The sequence below is a fragment of the Mycobacterium sp. E1386 genome (assembly GCF_001672745.1).
Classification (GTDB): domain Bacteria; phylum Actinomycetota; class Actinomycetes; order Mycobacteriales; family Mycobacteriaceae; genus Mycobacterium.
In genome coordinates this window covers 1-10,425 of the sequence record NZ_LZKH01000139.1, presented here as the reverse complement: position 1 = coordinate 10,425, position 10,425 = coordinate 1, and the positions used below count along the sequence as shown (strand labels likewise).

Sequence of the window (10,425 nt, the reverse complement as noted above, 5' to 3'; positions counted from 1 at the left end):
CGCGCTCGACCCCGAGCAAGTCGTCCGCCGGCAGCTGTCGATCTTCGGCGTGCACAATTACGAGCCGCGGCACCTCAGTGCGGCGCTGAGCTTTCTGCTCGCAACCCGCAACCGGTTTCCGTGGGCGGAGCTGGTTGCCCGCGCCCGGCCGCTCGGGGACATCGCGGGCCTGCTCCTCGGCTCCCCCGGCCCCTCGCCGCGATATTCGGTCGCGCCCTGAGCCTTAACTGCAGACGAGAACGAACATGTCGGTCTTACGACCGTCGTCCGGGGCGGGTTAGATCGTCTGCATGGGCGAACGTGTGACGTTCCAAGGTTCCACGGGCGCGATTCTGGCCGGGGTCATCGAGGTGCCGGAAGGACCGGTGCGCGGCTGGGGCGTCTTCGCGCACGGCTTCACGCTCGGAAAGGACTCGCCGGCCGCGGCCCGAATCTGCAAGCAACTGGCCACCGACGGCATCGGCATGCTGCGCTTCGACGCGCTGGGTCTCGGTGGATCCGAGGGCGACTGGGGGGACGGGTCGTTCACCGTCAAGGTCGACGACATCGCCAAGGCATGCGAATTCATGGCGAACCGCGGGACCCCGGCCGACATCCTGGTCGGGCACTCGTGGGGCGGCGCGGCGGTGCTCGCGGCGGCACGACAGTGCCAGGGCGTGCGGTCGGTTGTCACCGTTGCCGCGCCCGTCGACCCGAGCCACGTCGAGAAGCATTACGACGCAGTCGTCGACCGTTGCTTGGCGGAGGGCAGTGCCGAGTGGATGGTCGGTGGGCGCACGCTGACCCTCAAGCGGGCATTCGTCGAGGATGTCCGCGCAGCCCACCTACGCGACAAGATCAAGGGCTTGCGCCTGCCGCTGCTGATCCTGCATTCGCCCACCGATAACACGGTCGGCATCGCGAATGCGAGCGAGATCTTCCGCTTAGCCCGTCACCCCAGGAGCTTCGTTTCGCTCGAGGGTTCGGACCACTTCCTGACCGCTCGGGGTCAAGCTCATCGCGCCGGGCGAATCATCGGCGCCTGGGCCGACGCCTACCTGGGCGACGGTGTTTGACCCCAGACCGCCTGTGACACAGTAGAACTGGGCTTACCCTCAACTCCGTTGTAGGACGAACGCCTCGATGTGGCGCTTGCCGGCCCGCACTTCATACTTCCGCCAGCCGGGGTACAGCTCGAGACCCTTCGCCCAGATCTCGTCGCGCTCGCCCGGCGCGGCGAGCCGCGCGTTCGCATGCCAGGTGTCGCGGCCGATCGACACCGTCGCCTCCGGGTGCGCCTTGAGGTTGTGATACCAGGCGGGATGCTTGGCGCCGCCGAAATTCGACGCGATGAGGGCCAACCCGTCCGGATGCGGGATTCCGTACACGGCGACGGTGCGGGGCTCACCCGACTTGGCGCCCGTCGTGGTGAGCATCACCACCGGGATGCCTGTCGCAAGCCCGGCGAAGCTGCTTCTGCCGCCCGTGAGCTTGGTGATGAGTCGGTCGAGGTGGTGCGCCGTGGGGCGAAGGAGCGCCACACCCACCGGCGTGGACGCGAAGCGACGCATGATCCGATGGAACGCGTTGGCATCGCCGAAGGATTGGCCGGGCATGGTGACATTGTGACCCGACCTCGGGCCGCTTAGGGCCCATTCGTCCGAGCCGGAATAACTGGACGAAAATGGGTCACAGACGTCGCTTACGGAACTAAGCTGCTGGTCGTGGGCAAGAACGTGTTAGCCAACGGGCGAAGCCGCTGGCTGGCGATCGTGGCCTCGTTCGCGCTGGCGGGCGCCATGGTCTACGCCCAAGACACCAAGCCGCGCTGCTGCGCGCCCAACGCGGTGGCGGCGGTCCCCACCACCGCGGCCGCCGCGTCGACCAACGCCGCCGCCCCGCCCAACGCCCCGCACACCGCCAGCCCCGCGGAAGTAGAAATGTTGACCGCCAGCGCGCCCGCCGCCGCCCAGCAATTCCAGGTCGCGTTGCCCCGGGGCCTCGCCTCGGAGGACAGGCTGCAGGTCAAGACGATCTGGGCGGAACGCGCCATCAGCGTGCTGTTTCCGCAGATCAAAACCATCTATGGGTACCGGGAAGACCCCCTGCCGTGGCATCCGAACGGGTTGGCGATCGACGTGATGATCCCGAACCACAGCAGCCCCGAGGGTATCGAGCTCGGCAACCAGATCGCCGGGTACGCGCTGGCGAATGCGAAGCGCTGGGGAATCAACCACGTGATCTGGCGGCAGAAAATCTACCCGGGCGTCGGCGGGGGCAGCTGGACCGCCGACCTGGGCTCGGAAACCCTCAACCACTACGACCACGTGCACATCGCCACCAACGGCGGCGGCTACCCGACCGGGCACGAGGTCTACTACATCGCCTCGATGACGCCCGCGCCGCAGCAATGATTGGGTGACAGCGGGATTCACTCCGGCGCCCGCGCCTTCAGGCGTCGTCGCCAAGAATTCTTTGAGAAGCCGTTGAGGCCCCGTGCTGATTCTGTGATCAACGCACTCCGCGTCCGTCAGAGAAGTCACCTCAGCACAAGGAGACCCCGATGTTCCCTCGCCGTTTCACCGCTTCCGTCGTCGGCACCGCCGCCCTGGGCCTGGCCGCGCTCGGCCTCGCCGGCGCCGCTGGCGCGAGCTCGGTCGATGACGCGTTCCTCGCCCAGCTGGCATCGGATGGCATCACCCCGCCGAGCGCTTCGGTCGCCATCAAGGACGCACACGCCGTGTGCAACGCGCTCGATCAGGGCCACTCGAGCAAGGAGGTCATCGGCGCCGTGGCCAAGGCGACCGGCTTGAGCACCAAGGGCTCCAAGACGTTCGCCGTCGACGCGGCCTCGGCCTACTGCCCGCAGTACGTCACGTCGGCCTGAGATCGACCACTACAGTGCGGGGACCTCGGCGGGCCCCCGCACTGTTCATGGTCGCCGCAGCAGAAACAGGCTGTAGGCGGCGACGGACTGCGCGTCGGCGATCACCCCCGACCGGATCATCTGCTCGACGTCCTCGCGGGCGAACCAGGCACTTCGCAGGTCCTGCTCCTCGTGCTCGAGCTCGGGCTCCCCTTCGACGAATTCGGTGGCCAGGAAAACCCAGCCACGCTGACTGGTCATGCCCGGGGCGACATCGAGCTGGCCCAGCACCTCGAATGACGTCGCACTCAATCCCGTTTCCTCGCGCAGCTCACGCTCGGCCAACTCCGACGGGTCGGTGTCCGCCAAACCGGGAGCGGTGCCCTGCGGGAATTCCCACCGCCGCTCCCCAAGCGGATACCGGAATTGTTCGACCAGCCGGAAACGGTGCCCGTCGAACGGCATCACCAGCGCATAATCCGGCTTGTCCACCACGCCGTAGATGCCGGGACTGCCGTCCGGCCGACGGATGTCGTCTTCGCGGAGCACCATCCATTGGCTCCGATAGATCTCGCGGGACGCGATGCATTCGATGAAGGGCACCAACCCAGTATCACTGGGACGCCGTGAAGCGGTCGTATGTGCGGCGCAGGGCGCCCCGGTCGACGGAGTGCAGCGCACGGGTGAGTACTGCGAACACATCGACGTGCCCGACGGTGGGATCCGCTGTTTCGCCACGCGTGTATTGCCACGGCAGGGACCGTCCGCGCCGCAGCACTTCCCCGAGATACCACACGGCGCCATCGACGAACGGCTCATTGCGCTCTTCGTTGAGAAGCTGTTCGGGTGTCGAGGCCTTCTGAATGACGAGCTCTTCCAACGCGTCTAAGGACTCCGGCGAGAAGTCCCACACGGCGTCGCCGCCGTAATGACCCGCCCAGACCGGGAATTGGGCCCCGCGCTCGGCAAGCCAGCATCGCAGGTATTCCTCATCCGAAAAGCGCTGCGTTGCTTGCTTTTTGGCGCTCAGGCGGCGCTTGCCGGCTTCTTCGACCCGGCCGCGCATCTCGGCCACCCACCGGTGGTCCTCGACGCGGTCGCGCCACTTCGCCAGTTCCTCCCTGGCCGCGACGGTGAGCGGATTGTCTTCGCCGAAGACCCGTGCTTCGGCCGCAACCAGGGCCTGCCAGGTCGCCACCTTGTCCCCGCAGTCCACGGGTTCTGGCTCCCACAGCGCGATGGTGTGCCGCGCGATCAGCGTGTGGCGGTGGTCGTCGCCCAGCTTTTCGCGCATCACCTCGACCAGCGACTCCAGCTCGGCCACGGCGCCGGCGCCGTCCACCGATTCGCCGTGCCATTGCGCCAGCGACAGCCGCATGCCCAACGTGTCCTCGTGGTCGTCGCCGAGCACCCGGCGCCGCGCGGCAAGGACGCGCTCGCCCTCGGCGATGGCACCCGGATAGTCACCGAGCTCCTTACGCTTGTGCGCCACACGGTCCATGGACGTCAGCACGGTGGGGTGCTCGGCGCCCAGCACGCGTTCTTCGTCGGCCAGCAGCTGCGACCATTCGGCCAACGCGGCCCGCGTCTCGCGCTGGGGCCGGTCCGCGAACATGTGGCGCGCCGTCAAGGTGGTGATGTGATCCCGACCGAGCACCTCCTCGAATTCGGGAACCAGCTGCTCGAGGACGGCGTAGGCACCGGCCTGGTCTCCCATTTGGAGCTGCAGGTGTACCAGCGCAAGCTTCATGTCCAAGACGTTGGGATGGCGCTCCCCCAGGATCGGGCGGCAGACCGCGACCAGCTCGTTCATGAGTGGCAACGCCCCGGCGAAATCGGCCGCGGCGATGCGCTCCGAGATGAGCCGGGTCAAGGCGGCGAGCGGCCCAGGCAGTTCCGGCTGCGTCATACCGCTATCGAATCTCTCCTGCGGTCCCGTCGCAATTCACCCCGGGGCCGGTGTCGCGCTGGCATGAATCGGCAAGGTGGCCGATAGTCATAGGAACAAAATTCCAACGTCAGCAGAGGTGGGGGTCATGCCGGACGACCCGGGGCGCGCCTGACCATGCGCGGGCACATCATCGTCAGCGGTGACGACGCGCTGGCGACCACGATCGTCGAGGAGCTCAACAACGCCGGTGTGCACATCGTCAAGCTCCAGACCGCCGGCGAGCTCGACACCGCCGGTGTGACCCGGGCTCGCGCCGTGATTTGCGTCGGCGACGACGACGCGACCAACCTCGAAATCGCACTGCTGGCAAGGAAAGCCAACTCCCGGGTGCGCGTGGTGGCACGGCTGGGCAACGACGTGCTGCGCACGGCGATGGCCGCCGACAAGCGTCCCGGCGCGATACTGGACGTCGCCGACCTCGCGGCGCCGTCGGTCGTCGAGGCGTGTCTGGCGCACACCGTGCACCCGTTCGAGGCGGCGGGCATCGAATTCGTCGTCTCCGGGGCCGAGGCACCGTATAGCGCGACGCTGCGCGAAATCTACGGTGACCTGGCACCGGTGGCGGTGATTCACGGTGAGAACTGCGCCACCCCCGGCGAGGTGGTGTCCTGTCCTGGCCGCGACCTGTCGGTACACGCCGGTGACTGGACCGCGATGATCGGCACCGCCGAGGAACTGGCCGAACGCGGCATCAAGGTCCCGCGGCCGACCGTGACCCGCTATCGCCTGCCCCGGCTGCGGCGCATGCTCGACAGTGCGCGGGCGCTGCGCGACGACGTCAACCCGATGTTCGCCCGAGCGTTGCTGGCCGCGGCGTGCCTGCTGATCGGGTCGACGGTAATCCTGCGCTTCTGCTACCAGCCGGGTCCGAGGATGACGTGGCTCGACGCGCTGTATTTCAGCACCGAAACGATCGCGACGGTCGGTTACGGCGATTTCAGCTTTCTCCATCAGCCGACCTGGCTGCGGCTGTTCAGCATCATGTTGATGTTCGCCGGCGTAACGACTACCGCGCTCCTCGTCGCTTTCGTCGCCGACCTGCTGATATCGCGACGTTTTGCCCATTCTGTCGGCCGCCGCCGGGCGCGCCATCTGCGTAACCACGTCATCGTCGTCGGGCTCGGTTCGTTCGGCAGCCGCGTCGTCGCCGACCTCAGGTCAGCGGGCTACGACGTCGCCGTGATCGAGCGGGACGAAAACAACCGCTTCCTCTCGGCGGCGGCCGACCTCGACGTGCCGGTCATCTTCGGGGACGCGACGCTGCGCCAGACGCTGGAGGCCGCCCGCGTCGAGTACGCCCGCGCGGTTGCGGTGCTGACCCAGGACGACATGGTGAACATCGAGACCGGGATCGTGCTGCGCGAGATGCTCGGCCCCCGGGTGAAGCCCGAAGTCGTTCGTACCGACGTTCCCCTGGTGCTGCGCGTCTACGACCGCGCGCTGGGTGCCGCTGTGGCGCAGCGGTTCGGATTCGAAAACGTCCGGTCCACCGTCGAACTGGCCGCGCCGTGGTTCATCGGAGCCGCGATGGGCCTGCAAGTGCTGGGGACATTTTCCGTCGGGCAGCGCTCGTTCATGATCGGCGGGATGCACGTGGCGCCCGGCAGCGAGCTCGACGGGCTGAAGATGTTCGAGCTGTCCACCCAGACCCGGGTCATCGCGATCACCCGACAGGACGCGCCCGTAGAGCTGCACCCCCGGCGGGACGCCTGGCTTCGTGGCGGTGACACCGTCTACCTCGTCGGCCCGTATCGCGAGTTGTTGGCGACGCTGCGCAAAGGGCAGCCGCCGCAGCAGCCGGCCGCGGGCGACGAGCGCGCGTCGGCCTAGTGGCGATCGCGAGCGCGGCGAAGCCGGGCGAAGCGGGTCGCCACCATCGGCCTAGTGGCGATCGCGAGCGCGGCGAAGCCGGGCGAAGCGGGTCGCCACCATCGGCCTAGTGGCGATCGCGAGCGCGGCGAAGCCGGGCGAAGCGGGTCGCCACCATTGGCCTAGTGGCGATCGCGAGCACGGGCTAAAGCCGGCCGGCGACGTCCGCCGCGCGGCTCAGCTGGTCGACGTCCGCGCTCGTCGGGATCAGCTGTACCTCGTCGGTGCCGATGTCCTCGAACTTGCGCAGCACCACCAGCAGCTCGTCCTCGGTGCCGGCCCACCCGGTCGTCGGCGCCATGGCGTCGACGTACTCCGCCGGTATCCAGTTCATGTAGCGCCGTAGGTGGCGATGCACCTGGGCCCGGGCCTGCTCCGGCGGGCCGAACGCGAACCAGAACGACGTCACCAGGTGAGGTTTGCCCTTGCCCGCCTGCGACCACGCGTCGCGCGCGACGTCGAACAACTCGTTCTGCTTGGCGACGTCCAGGTCCAGCGTGGTCCCGGCCAGCCCGGCGGCCCAGGAAGCGGCGCTGCGGATGGTCTTGGGGCCGATGCTGCCCACGAACAGCGGCGGACCGCCGGGCTGCACCGGTGCCGGCCCAACCGGCAGGACCGACTCGGTGAGCTTTTCGCCGGCCCACACCCGCTTCATCACGGCGACGCGCTCGGCCAGTTCGCGCATGGTCTGTGTCGTCGGATCGGCGCCGACAGCGTGGTAGTCCTCGTGCCTGCCGCCCACGCCGATGCCCACCCCCAGCCGCCCGCCGGAGAGCATGTCGCCGGTCGCCAGGCCCTTGGCCAGCATCACCGGGTCATGCAGCTGCGGCACGATCACGGTGGTCAGCAGCCGCACCCGATTCGTCCAGGCCGCGAGCGCACCCAGCAGAGTCAGGTTGTCCGGGTTGTCGAACGCGATGCGCTCGCCCCAGCACAGCGACGAGAACGGGCCGACGTCGATCGCGCGCGCCCAGTTCTCCAAAAGTCCCGCGTCCAAGTCCGGCTCCATCACCGGCAGCGTCATCGCAATCTGCACGACGGCGATTCTGGCATGACAGTCAACATGCGGGCGGACAAGTGGCAGCATGGAGCAGATGGGTTTCACCAGCAGTTCCATCGCGCACGTCCGCCTCACCGTCACCGATATCGAGCGATCCCGGCAGTTTTACGAGAGCGTGTTCGGTTGGCCGGTCCTGCTGGAGGTGCCCGACAACGCGGACGAGGCCACCCGCAGCCAGTTGAGCTTCCTGTTCGGTGGCGTCATCTACGACCTCGGCGGCACGCTGCTGGGACTGCGGCCGGTTGCCACCGACCGCTTCGACGAGGACCGCGCCGGGCTCGACCACATCGCGTTTCGGGTCGCCAGCAAGGATGAATTAGACTCGGCCGCAGCGCATCTCGATGAGCTCAGCGTGACGCACGAGCCCGTAAAAGACATCGGGCCGTCGTACATCCTGGAGTTCCGCGATCCCGACAACATCGCCCTGGAGCTCACGGCACCGAAGTAGGAGGAGGCCATGTCCATCAGCTTCAACCACACCATCGTCGCCGCCCGGGACAAGCACGAGTCCGCGGAGTTCCTCGCCGAATTGTTCGGCCTGCCCAGCCCAAAGCCGTTCGGCCACTTCATGGTTGTCGAACTCGAGCACGGCGCCAGCCTGGACTATGCGGATGCTTCCGACGGCGGGGAGATCCCGCGGCAGCACTATGCCTTCCTGGTGTCCGAAGAGGAATTCGACACGATCTACGGCAAGATCTCCTCGCGCGGCCTGGAGCACTGGGCCGACCCGGGCGCCAAGCGGCCCGGTGAGATCAACCGCAGGGACGGCGGGCGCGGCGTGTACTTCCTCGATCCCTCGGGACATGCCATGGAGATTCTCACCCGCCCCTACGGGTCCGGGGGCTGAAGCTCCGGCGGGCCGCGCCGCCTATTCGCCGGCGTGCGGTGTGCCGTGCCGCACGCTTTCCTGTGCCCGATAATCGTGGGCGAATTGCGCGACATGCTCGGGCAGTGCGTTGGCGGCGACGTCGGCCAGGGTTGTTTCCTCGAGCACCGACCGCATGCTGGCGCGCAACGCCCGCCAGACGTCGGTGAGCGCCGCGGTGGGACCGGAATAGGGCAGATCCCCCAGCCCGATGTCGCGCACGCTCGCCAGTGGCCCGTCGATACAGCGCAATACGTCGGCGATGCTGATCTCGTCTCCGGGACGGGCCAGCTCGTAGCCGCCTTCGCGGCCCCGATGGCTCTTCACCAGGCGGTCGGTGCGCAGGTTGGTCAGGATGTCGACGAGGAATTGCGGCGGTATGCCCTGCGCTTGAGCCAGGTCGTCGGTTTTCACCAATGTCCCGCTGGGGACCGTGGCGAGCTGGACCATGGCCCGCACCGCGTACTCCGCCTTCGCCGACATGCGCACTCTCAGAATTGTGCCACTCGGCGCGCGAATTTCGGTGCAGCCGGGCTGTGCCGGTGCGCTAACCCCGCGATTCGAGCAAATCGACGATGCTGCGCGCCTGTTCCTCGACGGTACGGTCCGGTGTAAGCCGCAGGTCGGGGTTGACCGGCGGCTGATAGGGGCTGTCGATGCCGGTGAAGTGTGCGATCTCGCCCGCGCGGGCCTTGGCGTACAGCCCCTTCGGATCACGCTGCTCGCATTCTTCGATCGGGGTATCGCAGAACACCTCGACGAAGTCGAACCCCGCGGCGGCGTGTACATTACGAGCCATCTCGCGCTGCTCGGTCAGCGGGCTGATCGCCGGTACCAGCACGACGTTGCCGCAGTCGGCGAGCAACGCCGCCACATGCGCCAGCCGGCGCAGATTCTCGGCTCGGTCGGCCATACTGAAGCCCAGGTCGGCATTCAAACCATGTCGCAGGTTGTCGCCGTCGAGAACATAAGCGGGCGTGCCCTTTTCGAGCAGCATCTGCTCGACCAGCATGGCCACCGATGATTTGCCGGAACCGGACAGGCCGGTGAACCACACCGTCTTGCCCCGCGGCCGGGCTTCGGCGACGGCCGACGACTTGTGCCGCACGGTGTTGGGGCTCGCCGTTTGCACCGAGACGTCGCGCAGCACCATGCCCGCGGCCACGGTGCCGTTGGTGTGCGGGTCGATCAGGATGAACGAACCGGTGCTGGCGTTGCGGGTGTACTCGTCGAGCAGCAGCGGCACCTGGGTACGCAGCGAAATGCGGCCAAGCTCGTTGAGCTGCAATGCCGTTGCCGCTTTATCGCGATGCAGGGTGTTCACGTCGAGCCGGTAGTCCAGCCCGGTCACCCTCGCGCGCGTGGTACGGGTGGTGTGCTTGATGACGTAGTCGCGGCCGGGCTCCAGCGCAGCGTCGTCGGCCATCCAGCACACGGTGGCATCGAATTCCTGCGTGACGCGGGGATGATTGTTGGTCCGGGCGATAAGATCACCCCGCGAGATGTCGATCTCATCCGCAAGGCTCACCGACACGGCCATCGGTGGAAAGGCTTCCTCCACTGGACCGTTCGGGCCTTCGATCGCGGTGATGCGGGTGGTCTTGCCGACCGGCAGAACGACGACTTCGTCTCCCGGACGCATGACACCGCTGGCGACGGTGCCGGCGTAGCTGCGGTGGTCTTGATGCTCGCGGGTGTGCGGCCGGATGACGTACTGGACGGGGAAACGCACGTCGACCAGGTTGCGGTCACCGGCGATGTAGACCTCCTCCAGGTGCGACAGCAGCGCCGGACCCTCATACCAGGGCGTCTGGTCCGATTTGGTCACCACGTTG

General features: G+C 67.5%; 12 protein-coding genes and 1 pseudogene. 7 read left to right on the top strand and 6 right to left on the bottom strand.

Annotated features, from left to right (window positions below; genetic code table 11):
- Window positions 1-220 (top strand): annotated as a pseudogene (locus A5709_RS28465) (dehydrogenase); the annotation flags it as partial.
- Window positions 221-290: 70 nt separating this feature from the next.
- A complete protein-coding gene (locus A5709_RS14625; RefSeq protein ID WP_068120471.1) occupies window positions 291-1,055 on the top strand; it encodes a S9 family peptidase in 765 nt (254 codons plus the stop codon).
- 39 nt (window positions 1,056-1,094) lie between these two features.
- Here A5709_RS14625 and A5709_RS14620 read toward each other — a convergent pair whose 3' ends face one another.
- Entirely contained in the window at window positions 1,095-1,595 is a 501-nt protein-coding gene (locus A5709_RS14620) for a nitroreductase family deazaflavin-dependent oxidoreductase (protein ID WP_067951060.1), read from the bottom strand.
- Window positions 1,596-1,703: 108 nt separating this feature from the next.
- Here A5709_RS14620 and A5709_RS14615 point away from each other — a divergent pair, with 108 nt between their 5' ends.
- Complete coding sequence (locus tag A5709_RS14615; protein ID WP_197501084.1) at window positions 1,704-2,393, top strand: glycoside hydrolase; 690 nt, start codon at window positions 1,704-1,706, stop codon at window positions 2,391-2,393.
- A 149-nt stretch (window positions 2,394-2,542) separates the two neighbouring features.
- Window positions 2,543-2,866: a DUF732 domain-containing protein gene (locus tag A5709_RS14610; RefSeq protein ID WP_067951062.1), complete on the top strand. Its 324-nt coding sequence runs from the start codon at window positions 2,543-2,545 to the stop codon at window positions 2,864-2,866.
- A gap of 45 nt (window positions 2,867-2,911) precedes the next feature.
- On the opposite strand, the gene A5709_RS14605 is transcribed toward A5709_RS14610, so the two are convergent.
- Both A5709_RS14605 and A5709_RS14600 read right to left on the bottom strand, forming a co-directional pair.
- Entirely contained in the window at window positions 2,912-3,397 is a 486-nt protein-coding gene (locus tag A5709_RS14605) for an NUDIX domain-containing protein (RefSeq protein WP_231986972.1), read from the bottom strand.
- Window positions 3,398-3,458: 61 nt separating this feature from the next.
- Window positions 3,459-4,754 (bottom strand): tetratricopeptide repeat protein, encoded by a 1,296-nt coding sequence (locus A5709_RS14600; protein WP_068120469.1) that lies wholly within the window; start codon window positions 4,752-4,754, stop codon window positions 3,459-3,461.
- 156 nt (window positions 4,755-4,910) lie between these two features.
- Here A5709_RS14600 and A5709_RS14595 point away from each other — a divergent pair, with 156 nt between their 5' ends.
- A complete protein-coding gene (locus A5709_RS14595; RefSeq protein WP_068120466.1) occupies window positions 4,911-6,626 on the top strand; it encodes an NAD-binding protein in 1,716 nt (571 codons plus the stop codon).
- A 184-nt stretch (window positions 6,627-6,810) separates the two neighbouring features.
- Here A5709_RS14595 and A5709_RS14590 read toward each other — a convergent pair whose 3' ends face one another.
- Window positions 6,811-7,689 carry an LLM class flavin-dependent oxidoreductase gene (locus A5709_RS14590; protein WP_068120473.1) on the bottom strand — a complete coding sequence of 293 codons (879 nt, stop codon included), beginning with the start codon at window positions 7,687-7,689 and terminating at the stop codon, window positions 6,811-6,813.
- Between the two features lie 70 nt (window positions 7,690-7,759).
- On the opposite strand from A5709_RS14590, the gene A5709_RS14585 reads away from it, so the two are divergent.
- Together A5709_RS14585 and A5709_RS14580 are read left to right on the top strand one after the other, a co-directional pair.
- The gene (locus A5709_RS14585; RefSeq protein WP_067951099.1) at window positions 7,760-8,173 is read left to right on the top strand and encodes a VOC family protein; all 414 of its coding nucleotides are present in this window, start codon (window positions 7,760-7,762) and stop codon (window positions 8,171-8,173) included.
- A 9-nt stretch (window positions 8,174-8,182) separates the two neighbouring features.
- Window positions 8,183-8,572 carry a VOC family protein gene (locus A5709_RS14580; RefSeq protein ID WP_067951070.1) on the top strand — a complete coding sequence of 130 codons (390 nt, stop codon included), beginning with the start codon at window positions 8,183-8,185 and terminating at the stop codon, window positions 8,570-8,572.
- Window positions 8,573-8,593: 21 nt separating this feature from the next.
- On the opposite strand, the gene A5709_RS14575 is transcribed toward A5709_RS14580, so the two are convergent.
- Both A5709_RS14575 and cysC read right to left on the bottom strand, forming a co-directional pair.
- Complete coding sequence (locus A5709_RS14575; protein WP_067951071.1) at window positions 8,594-9,079, bottom strand: RrF2 family transcriptional regulator; 486 nt, start codon at window positions 9,077-9,079, stop codon at window positions 8,594-8,596.
- Window positions 9,080-9,137: 58 nt separating this feature from the next.
- Window positions 9,138-10,425: adenylyl-sulfate kinase (gene cysC / locus A5709_RS14570; RefSeq protein WP_068120465.1), on the bottom strand; the 1,288-nt coding region annotated here is incomplete at its 5' end.